General features: G+C 71.7%; 17 protein-coding genes. 6 read left to right on the forward strand and 11 right to left on the reverse strand.

Annotated elements, in window-relative coordinates; all coding sequences use genetic code 11:
- Positions 1-795 carry a nucleotidyltransferase domain-containing protein gene (locus HQQ88_RS04535; protein ID WP_173168726.1) on the forward strand — a complete coding sequence of 265 codons (795 nt, stop codon included), beginning with the start codon at positions 1-3 and terminating at the stop codon, positions 793-795.
- A gap of 49 nt (positions 796-844) precedes the next feature.
- Here HQQ88_RS04535 and HQQ88_RS04540 read toward each other — a convergent pair whose 3' ends face one another.
- Entirely contained in the window at positions 845-1,495 is a 651-nt protein-coding gene (locus tag HQQ88_RS04540; RefSeq protein WP_173168727.1) for a hypothetical protein, read from the reverse strand.
- 89 nt (positions 1,496-1,584) lie between these two features.
- Here HQQ88_RS04540 and lipB point away from each other — a divergent pair, with 89 nt between their 5' ends.
- A complete protein-coding gene (gene lipB, locus HQQ88_RS04545; protein WP_173168728.1) occupies positions 1,585-2,331 on the forward strand; it encodes a lipoyl(octanoyl) transferase LipB in 747 nt (248 codons plus the stop codon).
- Positions 2,328-3,311 carry a lipoyl synthase gene (gene lipA, locus HQQ88_RS04550; protein WP_173168729.1) on the forward strand — a complete coding sequence of 328 codons (984 nt, stop codon included), beginning with the start codon at positions 2,328-2,330 and terminating at the stop codon, positions 3,309-3,311. Before lipB ends, lipA begins: the two co-directional genes overlap by 4 nt.
- A gap of 162 nt (positions 3,312-3,473) precedes the next feature.
- Here lipA and HQQ88_RS04555 read toward each other — a convergent pair whose 3' ends face one another.
- Positions 3,474-3,632 (reverse strand): DUF4175 domain-containing protein, encoded by a 159-nt coding sequence (locus HQQ88_RS04555; protein ID WP_139199230.1) that lies wholly within the window; start codon positions 3,630-3,632, stop codon positions 3,474-3,476.
- A 59-nt stretch (positions 3,633-3,691) separates the two neighbouring features.
- On the reverse strand, positions 3,692-4,561 hold the full coding sequence (ftsY, locus tag HQQ88_RS04560; protein ID WP_173168730.1) for a signal recognition particle-docking protein FtsY: 870 nt from the start codon (positions 4,559-4,561) through the stop codon (positions 3,692-3,694).
- A 217-nt stretch (positions 4,562-4,778) separates the two neighbouring features.
- Here ftsY and HQQ88_RS04565 point away from each other — a divergent pair, with 217 nt between their 5' ends.
- The gene (locus HQQ88_RS04565) at positions 4,779-5,807 is read left to right on the forward strand and encodes a TerC family protein (protein WP_111086101.1); all 1,029 of its coding nucleotides are present in this window, start codon (positions 4,779-4,781) and stop codon (positions 5,805-5,807) included.
- Positions 5,808-6,012: 205 nt separating this feature from the next.
- On the opposite strand, the gene HQQ88_RS04570 is transcribed toward HQQ88_RS04565, so the two are convergent.
- The 7 genes from HQQ88_RS04570 to HQQ88_RS04600 form a co-directional block, all read right to left on the reverse strand.
- Positions 6,013-9,819, reverse strand: coding sequence for an AAA family ATPase (locus tag HQQ88_RS04570; protein WP_173168731.1), 3,807 nt, complete (start codon positions 9,817-9,819; stop codon positions 6,013-6,015).
- Positions 9,820-9,887: 68 nt separating this feature from the next.
- Positions 9,888-10,859, reverse strand: coding sequence for a bifunctional DNA-formamidopyrimidine glycosylase/DNA-(apurinic or apyrimidinic site) lyase (gene mutM / locus HQQ88_RS04575; RefSeq protein ID WP_131879837.1), 972 nt, complete (start codon positions 10,857-10,859; stop codon positions 9,888-9,890).
- A gap of 4 nt (positions 10,860-10,863) precedes the next feature.
- Positions 10,864-11,589 carry a ribonuclease III gene (gene rnc / locus HQQ88_RS04580; protein WP_254066829.1) on the reverse strand — a complete coding sequence of 242 codons (726 nt, stop codon included), beginning with the start codon at positions 11,587-11,589 and terminating at the stop codon, positions 10,864-10,866.
- A gap of 13 nt (positions 11,590-11,602) precedes the next feature.
- Positions 11,603-11,806: a 50S ribosomal protein L32 gene (gene rpmF / locus HQQ88_RS04585; protein ID WP_017888273.1), complete on the reverse strand. Its 204-nt coding sequence runs from the start codon at positions 11,804-11,806 to the stop codon at positions 11,603-11,605.
- A 55-nt stretch (positions 11,807-11,861) separates the two neighbouring features.
- Positions 11,862-12,419 carry a DUF177 domain-containing protein gene (locus HQQ88_RS04590; protein WP_308222030.1) on the reverse strand — a complete coding sequence of 186 codons (558 nt, stop codon included), beginning with the start codon at positions 12,417-12,419 and terminating at the stop codon, positions 11,862-11,864.
- Between the two features lie 154 nt (positions 12,420-12,573).
- Positions 12,574-13,059, reverse strand: a complete 486-nt coding sequence (coaD, locus tag HQQ88_RS04595) for a pantetheine-phosphate adenylyltransferase (protein WP_173168732.1) — start codon at positions 13,057-13,059, stop codon at positions 12,574-12,576.
- Positions 13,060-13,102: 43 nt separating this feature from the next.
- On the reverse strand, positions 13,103-15,331 hold the full coding sequence (locus HQQ88_RS04600; protein ID WP_173168733.1) for an ATP-dependent DNA helicase RecG: 2,229 nt from the start codon (positions 15,329-15,331) through the stop codon (positions 13,103-13,105).
- Positions 15,332-15,417: 86 nt separating this feature from the next.
- On the opposite strand from HQQ88_RS04600, the gene HQQ88_RS04605 reads away from it, so the two are divergent.
- Positions 15,418-15,981: an RsmD family RNA methyltransferase gene (locus HQQ88_RS04605; protein ID WP_123937675.1), complete on the forward strand. Its 564-nt coding sequence runs from the start codon at positions 15,418-15,420 to the stop codon at positions 15,979-15,981.
- Positions 15,982-16,065: 84 nt separating this feature from the next.
- Here HQQ88_RS04605 and thiL read toward each other — a convergent pair whose 3' ends face one another.
- Positions 16,066-17,061 carry a thiamine-phosphate kinase gene (gene thiL / locus HQQ88_RS04610; protein WP_173168734.1) on the reverse strand — a complete coding sequence of 332 codons (996 nt, stop codon included), beginning with the start codon at positions 17,059-17,061 and terminating at the stop codon, positions 16,066-16,068.
- Between the two features lie 24 nt (positions 17,062-17,085).
- On the opposite strand from thiL, the gene HQQ88_RS04615 reads away from it, so the two are divergent.
- On the forward strand, positions 17,086-17,571 hold the full coding sequence (locus HQQ88_RS04615) for a DUF3515 family protein (protein WP_123937673.1): 486 nt from the start codon (positions 17,086-17,088) through the stop codon (positions 17,569-17,571).
- Positions 17,572-17,581 lie beyond the last annotated feature (10 nt).

Genomic DNA, 17,581 nt, shown 5'->3' on the forward strand with positions numbered 1-17,581 from the left:
ATGCGCGCCGTCCCCGAGGACCTCGACCCAGCGGTGGTCGCCGAGATCGATGGGCGGCTCGCGCGCCTGCAGTCCGACCTCGGTGTGACGATCCCGTGGGCGATCGAGAGCGGCAGTCGCGCCTGGGGCTTCCCGTCGCCCGACAGCGACTACGACTGCCGGTTCCTGTACGTGCGACGGCGCGACGACTACCTGTCGCTCTGGCCCAGCCGCGACGTCATCGAGACACCGCTGGACAAGGTGTTCGACGTCAACGGGTGGGACCTCGCGAAGACGGTCCGCCTCGCCGTGAACGGGAACGCGACGGTCGGCGAGTGGCTGCGCTCACCGATCGTGTACGCGGGTGACGATGCCTTCCGCGACCGGCTCCTGGCGTTCGTCGCGAGCGTGGCCGACCGCGGGCGCATCGGCCGGCACTACCTGCACGTCGCCGCGCGGCAGTACGAGCGCGAGATCACGCTGAAGCGGTTCTTCTACGTGCTCCGGACCGCGGCCTCGCTCCGGTGGCTGCGGGACCACCCGGAGAGCGCCATGCCGCCGATGGACCTGCCGACGCTGCTCGCCGAGTCGACGGTCGAGCGTGCGGTGACGGAGGCGACGACGGAACTCATCGCGGTGAAGGCACGCACGCGCGAGGTCGGCGCCGGTACCCCACCCGAGGTCCTCGTCCGCTTCGTCGACGCGGAACTCGACCTGGCGCGGCCGTTCGACGACCTGCCGCCCGAGAACACCTCGGTCGAGGCGTACGCCCGAGCGGATGCGTACTTCCTCGGCGAGCTCGACCGCCTGCGCTGACGACGACCGGACGGCGCGGGGCGGGTGGCGCGGTGCGGCGCAGAACGGCTCAGCGGAGCACGACCCCCTCGGTGAGCTCGACCGGGGTGTCCAGCCCGACGTCGAGGACCACCGGCGCGGTCGACGGCAGGCGGTCAGCGGTCGGGAACCAGCGCCGCTCCGTCGACACCAGGATGACGAGGCCGTCGACGTCACCGACCGCGGCGAAGCCCTCGCCTGGCGTGTTGGCGTAGGGCTCGAGTCCGGCGCGGCGCAGTGTCCCGACGGCCCCGAGGACGTCCGGCACGGCGATGCCGACCTCGCTGACGGACAGGAGCGGGACGGCGGACGCGGGTGTGGCCGCGACGAGGTCCCGACGCTCGATCAGCTCGAGCAGCTGCTGATCCGGACCCTCGAAGTACACCGATCGCGAGTTCCAGTTCGGCGGGCCCTCGAACTCGTCACGGCCGTCGGCGTCGACCAGCACCGTCGCCATCTCGGCGATCCACTCGGCAGCCGCAGCGAACGTGCCCGCCGGGATCGTGATCGCGAGGTGCAGCGCGCCGGTCATCTCCGGCAGCTCCCGGAACAGGAGCCGCGTCGACCCCACCACGACCTCGACCACTCCGTCGGCGCGGTCGACCGGGCACCCGAGCCGTTCCCAGAACCGGGCGGTGTCGTCGAGCGAGCGGGTGGCGAGCTGTGCCTGGCGGATGTCCATGTCCGCCATCCGAAGCCCTCAACCACGGTTCAGGTCAAGGTCGTCCGCGTTGTTTCACTCCGTCCAGAAACCGTCGTAGGCTCGCCAGCATGACGGAACTCGAGATCGTGCGGCCTGCCGGGCTGCTCGACTACGCCGAGGGACTCGCGCTGCAGCGGGACCTCCACGCCGACGTCATCGCCGGCCGCTCCCCCGGGGTTCTCGTGCTGTGCGAGCACCCGTCCGTGTACACCGCTGGCCGCCGCACCGAGCCGTCCGACCTGCCGACGAACGGCGCGCCGGTGGTCGAGGTCGACCGCGGCGGACGCATCACCTGGCACGGCCCCGGGCAGCTCGTGGCTTACCCGATCGTCCGGCTGGCCGTTCCGATCGACGTCGTCGCGTGGGTGCGCGACCTCGAGCAGGTCATCATCGACGCGGCGGCGACCGTCGGGGTGGACGCGCGGCGCATCGACGGCCGGAGCGGCGCCTGGGTCCGCGGAGCGGACGGCACTCCGCCCGCCAAGGTCGGCGCCATCGGGCTGCACGTCGCCGAGGGCGTGACGACCCACGGCATCGCGATCAACTGCGACAACGCACTCGACGCCTACGCCGCGATCGTGCCGTGTGGCATCGCCGACGCCGGGGTGACGACGCTGAGCGCCGCCGCCGGGCGTCCCGTCACGGTCGCCGACCTCGCCGACGTCGTGGTCGACCGCATCCGTGCCGCCGAGCACGGCATGCGGACCGGCCAGCGGATCGGCAGCGCCGCTCAGTGCACCACGACGGCCCGCATCACGACCGCCGACACCACGTCCCCCAGCACCGCGCCCGCACGACAGGAGACCCTCGTATGACCCTCGCCCCCGAAGGCCGCCGGATGCTCCGCGTCGAGGCCCGCAACGCCGAGACCCCGATCGAGACGAAGCCCGGGTGGATCAAGACCCGTGCCACCCAGGGCCCGGAGTTCCGCGAGCTGTCCGCCCTGGTCAAGGACAAGCAGCTGCACACCGTCTGCCAGGAGGCCGGCTGCCCGAACATCTTCGAGTGCTGGGAGGACCGCGAGGCCACGTTCCTGATCGGCGGCTCGCAGTGCACCCGCCGGTGCGACTTCTGCCAGATCGACACCGGCAAGCCCGAGCCGCTCGACCGCGACGAGCCCCGCCGGGTCGCCGACTCGGTCGTGTCCATGGGACTCAAGTACGCCACCGTGACCGGCGTCGCCCGCGACGACCTGCCCGACGGCGGCTCCTGGCTCTACGCCGAGACCATCCGCCAGATCCACGAGCACTCCCCCGGCACCGGCGTCGAGATCCTGGTGCCGGACTTCAACGGCCGCCCGGACCAGCTCGGCCAGGTGTTCGACGCCCGCCCCGAGGTCTTCGCCCACAACGTCGAGACCGTGCCGCGGATCTTCAAGCGGATCCGACCGGCGTTCACGTTCGAGCGCTCCCTCGACGTCATCACGCAGGGCCGCGACGCCGGGCTCGTCACGAAGTCGAACCTGATCCTCGGCATGGGCGAGGAGCGCATCGAGATCGAGGACGCCCTGCAGCGCCTGTTCAACGCCGGCACGGACATCATCACGTTGACGCAGTACCTCCGCCCGTCGCCGCGGCACCTGCCGGTGGCGCGGTGGGTCAAGCCGGAGGAGTTCGTCGCGCTGCGTGAGGTCGCCGAGGAGATGGGCTTCGCCGGGGTCCTCGCCGGCCCGCTCGTCCGGTCGTCGTACCGCGCCGGACGCCTGTGGGCGCGCGCCACGGTCGCGCGCGGCGGCTCGGTTCCCGAGCACCTGTCGCACCTGCTCGACGCGGCGCCGGGTCGCCAGGCGGTCTGAAGCCGTCCACCGGTCCGCGAAAGCGACAGATCTCCGCCGACAGTTCGCGGCAGTCTGTCGCTTTCGCGGCACTGGTCGCGACCACGGACAGACGGGAGGCACGGTGCCAGCTGGCACCGTGCCTCCCGTTCGTCCATCCGCCCGTTCAGGGCGACGCGAGCGCTATGCGCGACCGCGGATGCTCCTGAGGAGCCAGCCGATGACGGCCAGGATGATGAGGACGATCCCGACCCACAGCAGGAACTTCAGCGCACCGACGAAGATGCCGCTGAAGAGCAGGACGAGGCCGACGATGATCGCGATGATCAGGAGTGCTGGCATTGAAGGGCTCCTTCCGGTGTACCTGGACGATCCCTGTACTGCGGAGACAGTACCCGGAATCAGCCGACGAGGTTCTGCACGAACACGTGCGGGGTGAAACCGGTCAGGTCGTTGATGCCCTCGCCCTGCCCGATGAGCTTGATCGGGATGCCCGTCTTCTCCTGCACGCTGAGCACGAACCCGGCCTTCGCGGAGCCGTCGAGCTTGGTGATGACGAGGCCGGTGACCCCGGCGCCCTCGATGAACGCCTGCGCCTGGGCCAGGCCGTTCTGCCCGGTGGTGGCGTCGAGGACGAGCAGCACCTCGCTGATCTCGGTCTGCTTCTCGACGACGCGCTTGATCTTCGTCAGCTCGTCCATCAGGCCTGCCTTCGTGTGCAGGCGGCCGGCGGTGTCGATGACCACGATCTCGGTGTTGTCGCGGATCGCCTTCTCGACGGTCTGGTACGCCACCGAGGCCGGGTCCTGCCCGGGCTGCGAGGGGCGGACGACGTCGACGCCGGCGCGCTCGGCCCAGGTCGCGACCTGCTCGACCGCGGCAGCACGGAAGGTGTCGGCCGCACCGACGAGGACCGTGCGGTCGTAGGTCTTCAGGAACTTGGCGAACTTGCCGATCGTCGTGGTCTTGCCGACGCCGTTCACCCCGACGACGAGTACGACGGCGGGCCGCGCGCTGAGCTTGAGCGTGGTGTCGAGCTTCGACATCCGTTCCTCGAGCACCTCACGCAGCATGCGCTGCAGGTCGGCCGGGTCGGTCGTGCCGTAGCGGTCGACGCGCGCGTGCAGGTCCTCGATGATCGCCTCGGAGATGTCCGGACCGAAGTCGGCGCCGATCAGCGCGGTCTCGAGGTCCTCCCACGTGGTCTCGTCGATCGTCTTGCGCTGGAAGAGGCCGCGCAGCCGTGAGGACAGTGACCAGGAACTCGCCATGCTCCCAGCTTAGAGCGCGGCGCATGTCCGCTGTGCCCGGTATGCTCGGTCTCACGAAGGGGAGTATTCCCTCTCGGTGACCCCGTCAGTACGGCCCGGAACGATCCGGACCCGGGGCGCCGGTCGTGCAGCACCGGTTCCGGTGCGACACGGCGGAAGAGACCTTCAGGCCTCGGCGTACCCGCACATCAGCGGCGCGCCCTACCTGAAGGAAACCGTGGACGTCCCACTCTTCGTCTGGCTCCTCACCATCGCAGGCATCCTCGCCCTGCTGGTGTTCGACTTCTATTCGCACGTGCGTACTCCGCACGTGCCGCACATCCGCGAATCCGCGTTCTGGTCCGTGTTCTACATCGGACTCGCGATCCTGTTCGGCTTCGGCATCCTGGTCTTCGGCGGCGGACAGGCCGGCGGGGAGTACTTCGCCGGGTGGCTCACCGAGAAGGCGCTGTCGGTCGACAACCTGTTCGTCTTCCTCATCATCATGACGAGCTTCGCCGTGCCGAAGGAGTTCCAGCAGAAGGTCCTGCTCGTCGGCGTCGCGATCGCCCTCGTCGCCCGAGGCATCTTCATCGCCCTCGGCGTCACGATCATCGAGAACTTCTCGTGGGTGTTCTACCTGTTCGGTGCGCTGCTGTTCTGGCTCGCGTGGTCGCAGGCCCGCAGCGGCAACGACCACGGCGGCGACGAGGGCGACTCCCGCCTGATCCGCATCCTGAAGCGCATCATCCCGACGTCGGACCACTACGACGGCGACCGCCTGACCACCAAGGTCGACGGCAAGCGCCTGTTCACCCCGATGCTGCTCGTCATGGTCGCGATCGGTCTGACCGACGTGCTGTTCGCGCTCGACTCGATCCCCGCGATCTTCGGGCTCACGCAGGACGCCTTCATCGTGTTCACCGCGAACGCGTTCTCGCTGCTCGGGCTGCGGCAACTGTACTTCCTGATCGCCGGGTTGCTCGAGCGCCTGATCTACCTCGGCCAGGGCCTCGCGGTCATCCTCGGCTTCATCGGTGTGAAGCTCGTCTTCCACGCCATGCACGTCAACGAGCTGCCGTTCATCAACGGTGGCGAGCACATCGAGTGGGCGCCGGAGATCCCGATCTGGTTCTCGCTGGGCTTCATCCTGCTGACCATCGCGGTCGCGACGACCGCCTCGCTGGTCGTCTCGAAGAAGCGCCAGGAGCGCGGGCTCACCCCGACGGGCGAGCCGAAGGAGTCGGTCGCGGCCGACGCGGAGTAAGCGTCACGCCCTGGACGGGCGGCAACACAGACGGGAGGCACGGTGCCAGCTGGCACCGTGCCTCCCGTCTGTCCGTCCCCGAGTCTCGGGCCGCGCGCGCCGAGTCTCGGCCTGGGCGACAGTTCACGCGCTCCGGGGCGCGTGAACTGTCGCTCAGCGCAAGTCTCGGCCAGCCAGCCAGCCAGCCAGCCAGCCAGCCAGCCGGCTACGCGACCGCGTCGGCGGGCTCGCGCTTCTGCACCCGCTGGCCGACGACGGCGGACACGCCGTCCTGCCGCATCGACACCCCGTACAGGGCGTCGGCGATCTCCATCGTGCGCTTCTGGTGCGTGATGACGATGAGCTGCGAGGACTCGCGGAGCCGCTCGAACACCGTCAGCAGGCGACCGAGGTTGGCGTCGTCGAGGGCGGCCTCGACCTCGTCCATGATGTAGAACGGCGACGGCCTGGCGGTGAAGATCGCGACGAGCAGCGCCACTGCGGCCAGGGACCGCTCGCCACCGGACAGCAGCGTCAGGCGATCGATCTTCTTGCCGGCGGGCTTCACCTGCACGTCGATCCCGGTGCCGAGCAGGTCGGTGGGGTCGGTGAGGTTGATCGAGCCGGAGCCGCCCGGGAACAGGATCGGGAAGATGACGTCGAAGGCGTCCTTCGTGTCGTTGAACGCGGACTCGAAGATCGTCTGCATCTTCGTGTCGAGCTCGTCGATGATCGTCATCAGGTCGGTGCGGGTCTTCTGCAGGTCCTCGAGCTGCTCGGCGAGGAACGCGTGCCGCTGCTCGAGCGCCTGGAACTCCTCGAGCGCGAGCGGGTTCACCTTGCCGAGCCGGCCGAGGTCGCGTTCGGCGGCCTGCAGGCGACGTTCCTGCTCGGCGCGGACGTACGGCACGGTCTCGACGTCGGCGGGGTCGACCTCGTCGGTGACGTCGAACTCGGGCAGGGCGGGGCCGCCGGGTAGGGTCGATTCGGCGTCGACGAGCGCCACCGTGTCGTCGCCGGGGCTGGTGTCGAGGTCCGCCGTGCCGTCGTCGCCGGGGGCGATGTCGGTGTCTGTCGCGGCCTCGTTGTGCGGCGCCGTGTCACCGTCCGCCGGCTCGTCGAGGCCCGCCGCGGCAGCTGCCGCGCGCTCGGCGTCGCGGTGCTTCCGAGCCAGCACCCGCGGGTCCACCAGCACGTCGATCGGCACCGGCACGGTCGGCCCGTACTCGGTGACGAGCACGGCCTCGGTCAACCCGAGGTCGCTCAGCGCCCGGTCGAGCACGCCCGACACGTGCAGTTTCTTCTCGTAGATCTCCATCTCGAGCGAGTGGACGCCGTCGGTGATGGTCTGCAGCCGGTCGCGGAGCTCGCGCTCCTCGTTCCGGATCGCCTGCAGTTCGGTGTTGCGCTTCGACCGTTCGGACTCCTCGGTCGCGAGCTGCACGCGTGCCTCGGCCAGCGACCGGTCGACGGCGCCCAGCACGCCCGGCAGGTCGGCGAGGACGGCTTCGGCGGTCTCGATCTGCCCGCGGCGGATCACCGCACGACGCGCTGCCTCCTCTGCCGCCGCGCGCTCGGCCTCGAGCTGCCGTTCGAGCTGGTCGGCGCGGTGCCGTTCGGCGCGGACGCGCTCGCGCACGGTCTGCACCTGGATGCGCTGCTCGACCTCGGCGGCGCGTGCGGCCTCGAGTGCGTCCTGCAGGCCCGGACGCTCGGAGGCGTCGACGACGGGTCGCTCCTGCTCGGTGAACGCGCGGTGCGCCGCCTCGGCCTCTGCCAGGGCGGCGTCGACGAGCTCGACGGCGCCGTCGGTCTCGGCGAGGGCGGCACGCAGGCGCTCCACCTCGGCCGCCGCGTTCTCGGCCTTCGCCCGCGTCGAGGCGCTGGCCCGGTCGTACTCGGCCGTCGCCTTCGCGTGCGCGCGGGATGCCGCGTCGGCCTCGTCCGCACGGCGGCGTGCGTCCTCGACGGCGGTGCGTGCTGCCTGGAGGCCCGTGGCTGCGTCCTCGGCGTCCGCCCTGATGGCGTCGCGTCGCGTCACGGCGTCGTCGCGCTCCGCGACGAGCTCGATCCGCGAGGTCACGCGTTCCCCGCCGCCGGTGACGCGGACGGCGCGCACGAGGTCACCGGACCGGGTGACGACCGTCGCGTGCGGGGCGGCGGCGAGCACGGCCTCCAGGTCGAGCGTGTCCGCGTTCGCGCCCTGGTCGTCGGCAGTCTCCGCGATCAGGGTGTTCCGCAGGATCGCGGCGATCGCCGGCGGGCCCTGCACCAGGTCGAGGGCGCGGCGGACACCGGCCGGCAGCGTGTCCGGCAGGTCCGTGGGGACGACCTCGGCGTCCGCGACGACGACGTCGATGCGACCGATGTCCGCGGAGCGGGCGTGGTCGACGGCGTCGAGCGCGACCGCACGGTCGTCGGCGAGGACGGCATCCGCGAGCCCGTCGAGCGCGACGGCGACGGCACCCTCGAACCCGGGCGTCACCGTGAGCGCGTCGGCCAGACGCCCGACGATGCCCGCGCGTCCAGCGTCGATGAGCGCCTGCGAACCGTCGCGGACGTCGATCGACATGCCGAGCGCCGCGACCCGCGCGTCGAGGGCGTCCCGCTCGCGCTCGAGGGCGTGCAGCCGGTCGCGCTGCTCGTCGCGTGCGGCCTGCGCGGTCTCCAGCTGCGCACGAGCCGCCTGGAGCGTGGCGGCGAGGGCCTCGTCGTCGACGCCCTCGGACGGATCGGTGCCGAGTTCGGCGAGGGCCGCGGTCGCACGCTCGGCGCGTTCGCCCGCCTCGGCGAGGGCCCGCCCGCGACGCTCACGGTCCGCCACCGTGGACCCGCGCTTCGACCGGGCCACGTCGACGGCGTTCGCCAGCCGCTGCGCCTCGAGGTCGTGCTGCGAGACGCGGGCGGCCTGCGCGGCGATGCGTTCGTCGAGGGCGTCGAGGGCGTCACGGGCGGCCTGCACCGCACGGGCGGTCTCGGCGGAACCGCCCTGCATCTCGTCGGCGCGGGCGGCGAGCCGATCGGCTTCGGCACGGACGCCGGCCACCCGCTCCGGGGTGATCGAGGGGCCCTGCTGCGGGGCGTCGGCCTGCTGCGCCAGGAACATCAGCCGCTGGTTCGCCAGGCTGGACAGCCCGCGCAGGCGCTCCTGCACGCTCTCCAGGCGGTGCACCACGGTCCGGGCGCGATCGACGTCATCGCCGACCATGCTCTGCTCGACGTGCTGCTGGCGGACCCGGGTCTGGTCGAGTCGCTCGGTCAGGACGATGCGCTCGGACTTGCGGCCCGCCTCGACCTCCTGGTGGTCGTGCAGTTCGCGGCGCAGCCGGACGACGTCGTCGGCCAGGATGCGGGCCTTGGCGTCCCGCGCGACGGCGGCGACGGACTGGGCCTTGCGGGCGACCTCGGCCTGGCGTCCGAGCGGCTTCAGCTGGCGACGGATCTCGCCCGCGAGGTCGGACAGGCGGGTCAGGTTCGTCTGCATCGCGTCGAGCTTGCGGAGGGTCTTCTCCTTGCGGCGACGGTGCTTCAGGATGCCGGCCGCTTCCTCGATGAAGCCGCGGCGGTCCTCCGGGGTGGCGTGCAGGACCTTGTCGAGCTGCCCCTGCCCGACGATGACGTGCATCTCCCGCCCGAGGCCGGTGTCGCTCAGGAGCTCCTGCACGTCGAGCAGCCGACAGTTCTCGCCGTTGATGGCGTACTCGCTGCCGCCGTTGCGGAACAGCGTGCGTGCGATCGTCACCTCGGAGTAGTCGATCGGCAGCAGCCCGTCGGTGTTGTCGATCGTCAGCAGCACCTGGGCACGGCCGAGCGGCCCGCGGGTCGAGGTGCCCGCGAAGATGACGTCCTCCATCTTGCCGCCGCGCAGGGTCTTCGCCCCCTGCTCCCCCATCACCCAGGCCAGGGCGTCGACGACGTTGGACTTGCCCGAGCCGTTCGGGCCGACGATGCACGTGACGCCCGGCTCGAACGCGAACGTCGTCGGCTGCGCGAAGGACTTGAACCCCTTGATGGTCAGGCTCTTCAAGTACATGCGGTCTCCGGGTGTGCTCACGCGTGCTGCGGCGGGGCCGCTGCTGGGCTGTGCTGCTGGGCGTCAGGCTAACGCGTGCGGGCGCGGGGACGCGGTTGGCACACGGGACAGATGTGGCTCGACCGGTTCATGAAGGCCTCACGCACGATCGTCGTGCCGCAGCGCGGGCAGGGCTTCCCCTGCTGTCCGTACACGTTCAGCCGCTGCGAGAAGTACCCGGACTGCCCGTTGACGTTGACGTACTGGGCGTCGAAGCTCGTCCCGCCGTCCTCGAGCGCACGCCGGAGGACACTGCGCACCTCGTGCAGCAGGCGTGCGAGGTCGGCACGGGTCAGCCGCTCGGCCGGTCGGTCGTAGTGCAGCTTCGCAGCCCAGAGGGACTCGTCGGCGTAGATGTTCCCGATGCCGCTCACGACGCCCTGGTCGAGCAGGATCCGCTTGATGCCGCTCGAACGCTTCCGGGCGATGGCGGTGAAGCGGTCGTCGTCGAACGCGGGGTCGAGCGGGTCGCGGGCGATGTGCGACACCTGCTGCGGCACGCTCCGGCGCCACACGGCGTCGGGGTCCGATGCGTCGACGTGCCCGGCGAACCCGGCGGGGGCGCCGTCGACCGTCGGCACCATCGCGTCGATCGCCATCGAGCCGAAGGTGCGCTGGTCGACGAACTCGAGCTCGACCGCGGGTTCGGCGGTGCCGTCGCGGTCGGTGCCGGCGGGTTGCACGTCGATGAGGATGCGGCGGTGCTTCGCCGCCGGGCGATCGCGGCCGAGCAGGATCTGGCCGCTCATGCCGAGGTGGGCGACGAGCGCTTCGGGCCGGTCGCCCTCGTGCTCGGGCTGCAACGGCATCCAGAGGAACTTGCCCCGACGGACCGCTGCGGCGATGGTGCGACCGGTCAGGCGGTCGGCGAAGTCCTCGGCCGGGCCGTCGTGCCGGGTGAGCGCGCGCTCGTCCACGACGTCGACGTGCAGCACCCGAGCGCCGCTGACCGCGGGTTCGAGGCCGGCGCGGACGACTTCGACCTCGGGGAGTTCGGGCACGCGGTCAGGCCGCTCGGCCGGACAGCCGGGTCCAGGCGTCGAGCGCCGCGGACATCTCGGCCGCCTTCTTGCTCGAGCCGGTGCCGACGGCGATGTCCTCGCCCTGCAGGACGACGGTCGCGCTGAAGGTCTTGTCGTGGTCCGGGCCGGTCTCGGTGACGCGGTAGGCCGGGTTGCCGAGCGACAGGCTCGCCGCGAGCTCCTGCAGGCTCGTCTTCGGGTCCATCGCGGCGCCGAAGCGGTCGGGGTCGATCATCAGCGGCTCGACCAGGCGGAGCACCAGGTCGGTCGCCGGGTCGGGGCCCGCGGACAGGTAGGTGGCACCGATGACGGCCTCGACGGTGTCGGCGAGGATCGACGACTTGTCGCGGCCGCCGGTCTGTTCCTCGCCCTTGCCGAGGCGCAGGTACTGGCCGAGCCCGATCATCCGGGCGATCTCCGCCAGCGCGACCGTCGACACCAGGCTGGCGCGACGCTTCGCGAGGTCACCCTCGTCGAGGTCGGGGAAGGACCGGTAGAGCTTCACGGTCACGGCCTGGCCGAGGATCGAGTCGCCGAGGAACTCGAGGCGCTCGTTGTGCTTGATGCCCCCGTGCTCGTAGGCGTAGGAGCGGTGTGTCAGGGCGAGCTGGAGCAGCTCGAGGTCGATGTCGACCCCGAGCTGGCCCTGCAGACGAACGACGTCCGGCCCCACGGGGCGGGACCCCGTGGTGCCGGACGTCGTCGTCATGCGTTCGGTCCGATCAGACGTCGGCGACCTTGCGGCCCTTGTACTCCATGTACAGGGGGGTGCCGGCCGAGTCCTCGACGACCTTCGCGCGGTGCGGGAGGCTGTAGGTGACCTGACCGTTCTCGATCGTCTTGACGAGCTGGATCGGCGTGGCCTTCCACTGCGAACGACGGGCGTGCGTGTTCGCACGGGACTGCTTGCGCTTGGGAACGGCCATGGTGAATCTCTTTCGGTTGGTCGGTGGTCGGTACGGGGGCTGGCGGTGTCGGGGCCTACTCGGCCTCGGCCCGCTCCTCGCCCTCGGTGGTCTTCGTGTCGGTGGTGTCGCCGTGGGCGGCACGCTCGGCTGCTTCGAGCTGGATGCCGGTCAGGGCTGCCCAGCGCGGGTCCAGGGTCTCGTGAACGGGCTGCTCATCGAGGTCGGCCAGTCGCTCGCCCGTCACCGGGTCGAGGCCTGGGCAGTCCGGTCGGCAGACCGGCTGGAACGGCAGCGCCAGCACCACCGCATCTCGAACGACCTGTTCGCAGTCCACGTGGTCATCGCGAACGAAGAAGTCGAAATCCTCCGAGGCATCATACGCGAACAGCTCGGCGAAATCGACCTCGACCGGTTCGCTGATGTCGATGAGGCAGCGCGAGCACTCCCCCGTCGCGTCGGCCGAGGCGTGACCGGACACGAGGACACCCTCGTGCAGGCCCTCGAGCCGCAGGTCGATGCGCAGCGGAGCACCTTCGCGCACCGCGATCACACCGGCTCCCAGCGCGTCCGGCACCACGATGTCGAGCGAGTGCTCGCGCATCTCGCCCGGACGGTGCGCCAGGTCGCGCACGCGCAGGGCGTAGGGGCTGTTCACGTGGGAAGACACGATCGTCAACCCTAGCGTGAACGCAGCCGAGAGTCGAGGCAGGCGGGGGTGTGTCCGCGCGTCGGCCGGCCGGGCCTCCGGCTCGGCATGCGGCTCAGCGTGCGGCTCAGCGTGCGGCTCAGCGTGCGGCGAGGGCTGCCGCCACGGCCCTCGGCACGTAGGGGGTGACGTCGCCGCCGAGCGTCGACACCTGGCGGATGAGCGAGCTCGACACGTGGGAGCGCGAGGCGTCGGGCAGCAGGAACACGGTCTCGACGTCGGCGAGGTGCCGGTTCATGATCGCCATCGGGGTCTCGTAGGCGACGTCCTCGCCCGACCGCACGCCCTTGACGAGCACCTTGGCCCCGACCTGCCGGCAGTAGTCGACGAGGAGCCCGGAGGTCCACTCCCCGACCCGGACCGTTCCCGGCGTGCCGACCTCGGCCAGGGACTCCTCGATGAGCCGGACGCGGTCGACCGCCTCGAACATCGCGGGCTTCTTGTCCGGGTTGTGCACCACGAGCACGTGCACCTCGTCGAACAGCCCGGCAGCTCGACCGATGACGTCGAGGTGACCGAGCGTGACGGGGTCGAAGGAACCGGGGACCACCGCGATCTGCGCCATGGCAGCGACGATACCGGTCCGTGCCGGTGCGTCCGGCTCGGGGTCAGTTCTTGCCGAGGAACGCCGCGTCGGACTCGTCGAGGCGGCGTGCCAGTGCCTCACGCAGGGCCGGGGACCCGTCGAGCTCGGGATCGGGTTCCAGGACCCGCTCGGCTTCGCCACGGGCGTCCACGATGAGGTCGGCGTGCTCGACCACGCGCAGCAGGTTCAGCGACGACCGGCCGCCCGACTGCCGCTCGCCGAGCACGTCCCCCTCGCGCCGGAGCTCGAGGTCGACCCGGGCGAGCTCGAAGCCGTCGTCCGAGGCGGACACCGCGTCGACGCGCTCGCGCGAGGTGGTCTCGAGCTCGGCGGTGGTGACGAGCAGGCAGACGCCCGCCCACTGCCCACGGCCGATGCGGCCGCGCAGCTGGTGCAGCTGGGAGACGCCGAAGCGATCGGCGTCGAGCACGGCCATCATCGCGGCGTTCGGCACGTCGACACCGACCTCGATCACGGTCGTCGCGACGAGGACGTCCAGGTCGCCGGCGGCGAAGGACGTCATCACGCGGTCCTTCTCGTCCGCCGTCATCCGGCCGTGCAGCACCGCGATCCGCCGGCCGTCGAGCACGGGCATCGTGCGCATCCGCTCGGCGGTGGCGAGCACGGTCGCCGGGGCGCGCTTGGGGGCGTCGTCCTCGGACTCGGCGGGCGCGGGTTCGCCGTCGTCCTCGGCGTGGGCGTCGTCGATCGCGGGGCAGACCACGAAGGCCTGACGCCCCTTGTCGAGCTCCTCCGCCATCCGGGACCAGATGCGGGACTCCCACCCGGGGTGCTCCGCCAGCGGGACCGTGAAGGTCTCGACGCCCGCACGACCGGAGGGCAGCCCGGTGATCGTCGAGACGTCGAGGTCACCGAACACCGTCATCGCGACGGTGCGTGGGATCGGGGTGGCGGTGAGCACCAGGACGTGCGGCGGGGTTGCGCCCTTCGTCCGGAGCGCTTCACGCTGCTCGACGCCGAAGCGGTGCTGTTCGTCGACGACCACGAGCCCGAGCTCGACGAAGTCGACGCGGTCGCCGAGCAGGGCGTGGGTGCCGACCACGAGCCGCGAGCTGCCCGACGCCGCGGCGAGCAGGGCCCGTCGGCGTTCGTCGGTGGACTGCGACCCGGTCAGGATCACCGGTCGGAGCTCGGCCGCCAGGTCCGGTCCGAGGAACTTCACGATGGACCGCAGGTGCTGCGCGGCCAGCACCTCGGTCGGGGCGATGAGGGCGGACTGCCCACCGGACTCGGCCACCGTGAGCATGGCGCGGATGGCCACGAGGGTCTTGCCCGAGCCGACCTCGCCCTGCACCAGCCGGTGCATCGGCCAGGTGCGGGCGATGTCGGTGTCGATCTCGGCACCGACGGCACGCTGGTCGTCGGTCAGGGTGAACGGCAGGGTGGCGTCGAAGCGCTCGAGGATGCCACCGGGAGCCGCCACCCGCGGGGTCGCCGCGGTGCGTCGGGCGCGGATCCGGCGCTGCACCAGGGCGGTCTGCAGCACGAACGCCTCGCGGTAGCGCAGGGCGTCCTGTGCGCGCTTGAAGTCCGCGACCTTCTCGGGGCGGTGGAGGAGCTCGAGTGCCCGACGGAACGGGACGAGGTCGAGCCGGCTACGCGCCGAGGCCGGTACCGGGTCGGGCAGGTCCGGCAGGGTGTCGAGCACGATCCCCATCGACTTCGCGATCTGCCACGAGGTGAGCGACGCCGTCGCCGGGTAGATCGGGATCGGCTGCCGCGACCACCGGATCGCTTCGTCCGAACCCGGGTCGGCCGTGGCGCGGGGGTCGTCGGGGTCGAAGAGCTCGTAGTCCGGGTGGGCGAGCTGGCGCGCACCGCGGTAGTCGCTGACCTTGCCGGAGAAGATGCCGCGGGCACCGGGCACCAGGTCCTTGGTGCGCCAGCCCTGATTGAAGAACGTCAGGGTGAGCAGCCCCTTGCCGTCGCCGATCTTCGCTTCGAGGATCGATCCGCGACGGGCGCGCATCGTGCGCTCGCGGACGTCGACCACCTCGGCCACGATGGTGACCGGCTCGCCGATCGCCAGGGAGTCGAGCGCCGTCAGGGCGCCGCGCTCGGCGTAGCGCCGGGGTGCGTGCTCGAGGAACTCACCCACCGTGCGGTGGCCGAACGCCTTCTGGATCGCGGACGCGGTCCGACCACCGAGCACGTTCGCGAGCCGCGCGTCGAGGGGCGCCGGACCGAGGTCGGGCGCGGCCGGCGCAGCGGGGGTTCCGGTGGTGACCACGGACACCACGGTACCGGGCACGACCGACGTGCCACGTGCCTCCCGTCCGGCCTGTGGACGACGCCGCCGGCCGATACGGTGGCTGCATGACCCGCATCATCGCCGGCGCCGCCGGCAACACGACGCTCCGTGTGCCGAAGTCCGGCACCCGGCCGACGAGCGACCGGGTGCGCGAGGCGCTGTTCTCGTCGCTCGAGGCCCGTGGGCTCGTCGACGACACCTCCGTCGCGGACCTCTACGCCGGCACCGGTGCCCTCGGGCTCGAGGCGGCGTCGCGCGGTGCGGTCGAGGTCGTGCTGGTCGACCGCGCGTCGGCCGCGGCGCAGGCGTGCCGGGCGAACGCGAAGGCCGTGCAGCAGCGGATCCCCGGGGTGCGGATCGACGTGCAGCCGCAGCCGGTGCTCGGGTACCTGCGCGGGACGGTGCGCACGTTCGACCTGGTGTTCATCGACCCGCCCTACGACGTGACCGAGCACGAGATCGCCGAGGTGCTCGAGACGCTCGTGCCGCGGTTGACCGCCGGTGCCGTGGTGGTCGTCGAGCGGAGCAAGCGCTCCGCCGAACCGACGTGGCCCGCCGGGCTCGAGCCGTTCAGCAAGCGCAGCTACGGCGAGACCGTGGCGTGGGAGGCCGTGGCCGCCGCGTCCTGAGCCGCGCGGGCGACTCAGAACGACATGATCGACGTCGTACGACGTCGATGGTGTCGTACCGGGTCGACGACCGGGCCGGGTGGGTCAGCCGGCGGCGCCGTCCCAGTCGGCGTAGGGGTCCCAGCCGGTCGTCGGCACCGGGGAGCCGGCGCGCAGCAGGTCCGCGTCGCCGCGGTCGCGCACGACTCCGATGCGGCGGAAGCCACCCGGCAGCAGTGCCTCGGCGGGGAAGGTCGCGAGCAGGCCGTGGTCCTCGCCACCGTGCAGCGCGACCTCGTCGAGCGGGGCGTCGGCATCGAGGTCGAGCGTCACCCGGCTCGCACGGGCCAGCCGCCCGGCGTCGATCGCCAGGCCGTCGGACAGGTCGAGCATCGCCGTCGCCCCGGCCGCAGCAGCGAGGGGCCCGTCGCTGATCGGGGGCACGGGGCGGCGCTGGCGGTCGACGCCGGGATCGGCGTCCGCACCGCTCGCCACCGTCGCTGCACGGTCCGGCTCGCCCTGCGCGTCCACGCCGTCACGGAAGAGTCGTGCGAGCCCGCGGGCAGCACGGCCGAGTTCGCCGGAGACCGCCACGACGTCCCCCGCACGAGCCCCTGACCGGAGCACCGGGGCACGACCACCGAGGTCGCCGAACGCCGTCACCGCCACCGTGAAGGTCGCCGAGGTGGAGAGGTCACCGCCGACCACACCGCATCCGGGCGCGAGGGCGTCGACAGCGAGACGGAACCCGTCCGCGATGCCCTCGAGCACCGCCACGGGGGTGTCCTGCGGTGCGGCGAGGGCGATGACGAGGCCACTCGGCACCGCACCCATCGCCGCGACGTCCGACAGGTTCGTCGCGGCGGCCTTCCAGCCGACGTCCTCGGGCGAGGACCACGCCCACCGGAAGTCCGGGCCGTGCACCATCATGTCCGTCGTCACGACGAACCGGCCGTCGGGAGCGGCGACGACGGCGCAGTCGTCCCCGGGCCCCACGAGCGGCGAGCCCGCCGGCAGCCGGCTCGTGATCCGGTCGAGGACGACCAGCTCACCGAGCTCCCCCACGGTCGGTCCGGCCCAGGCGTCGTACGTCGCGTCCACACGAGAACGGTAGCCTGGACGGCGATGGACACCGCGCGCCGCACCCCTCGCACCCTCGCGATCGCGGGGGTCGTGATCGCCCTCGCGGCAGGGCTGACCGGGTGCACGAACTCCGTCGGCATGAGCGCGGCACCCTCCGCGAACGCAGCGGCGTGCGCGGCAGCACAGGTGCGGTTGCCCGCGACCGTCGACTCGACGTACGACCTGCGGAACACCAACGCACAGTCCACCGCGGCCTGGGGCGACCCCGAGGCCGCGCTGTACCACTGCGGCGTGGCCGTGCCGACCGTGTCCGACCTGCCGTGCTTCACGCTCGGGTCGGTCGACTGGATCCGCGACGACCGCGGCAAGCAGATCGTCTACACGACGTTCGGACGGTCCCCCGCGGTGCAGGTCGTCGTCGACACGTCGAAGACCGGCAGCGCCGTGCTGCAGGACATCGCGACGGCGGTGTCGACGCTGCCGGAGGACGGGCACAAGTGCCTGGACCCCTCCGACGTGCAGGGCTGACACACCCCGC

The sequence above is a fragment of the Curtobacterium sp. VKM Ac-2861 genome, assembly GCF_013204965.1.
Taxonomy (GTDB): domain Bacteria; phylum Actinomycetota; class Actinomycetes; order Actinomycetales; family Microbacteriaceae; genus Curtobacterium.

Excerpts from the sequence above, each read along its gene's own strand:
- HQQ88_RS04535 (WP_173168726.1), top strand. The coding sequence starts at position 1 with ATGCGCGCCGTCCCCGAGGACCTCGACCCAGCGGTGGTCGCCGAGATC.
- HQQ88_RS04540 (WP_173168727.1), bottom strand. The coding sequence starts at position 1,495 with ATGGACATCCGCCAGGCACAGCTCGCCACCCGCTCGCTCGACGACACC.
- lipB (WP_173168728.1), top strand. The coding sequence starts at position 1,585 with ATGACGGAACTCGAGATCGTGCGGCCTGCCGGGCTGCTCGACTACGCC.
- lipA (WP_173168729.1), top strand. The coding sequence starts at position 2,328 with ATGACCCTCGCCCCCGAAGGCCGCCGGATGCTCCGCGTCGAGGCCCGC.
- HQQ88_RS04555 (WP_139199230.1), bottom strand. The coding sequence starts at position 3,632 with ATGCCAGCACTCCTGATCATCGCGATCATCGTCGGCCTCGTCCTGCTC.
- ftsY (WP_173168730.1), bottom strand. The coding sequence starts at position 4,561 with ATGGCGAGTTCCTGGTCACTGTCCTCACGGCTGCGCGGCCTCTTCCAG.
- HQQ88_RS04570 (WP_173168731.1), bottom strand. The coding sequence starts at position 9,819 with ATGTACTTGAAGAGCCTGACCATCAAGGGGTTCAAGTCCTTCGCGCAG.
- rnc (WP_254066829.1), bottom strand. The coding sequence starts at position 11,589 with ATGACGACGACGTCCGGCACCACGGGGTCCCGCCCCGTGGGGCCGGAC.
- rpmF (WP_017888273.1), bottom strand. The coding sequence starts at position 11,806 with ATGGCCGTTCCCAAGCGCAAGCAGTCCCGTGCGAACACGCACGCCCGT.
- coaD (WP_173168732.1), bottom strand. The coding sequence starts at position 13,059 with ATGGCGCAGATCGCGGTGGTCCCCGGTTCCTTCGACCCCGTCACGCTC.
- HQQ88_RS04605 (WP_123937675.1), top strand. The coding sequence starts at position 15,418 with ATGACCCGCATCATCGCCGGCGCCGCCGGCAACACGACGCTCCGTGTG.
- HQQ88_RS04615 (WP_123937673.1), top strand. The coding sequence starts at position 17,086 with ATGGACACCGCGCGCCGCACCCCTCGCACCCTCGCGATCGCGGGGGTC.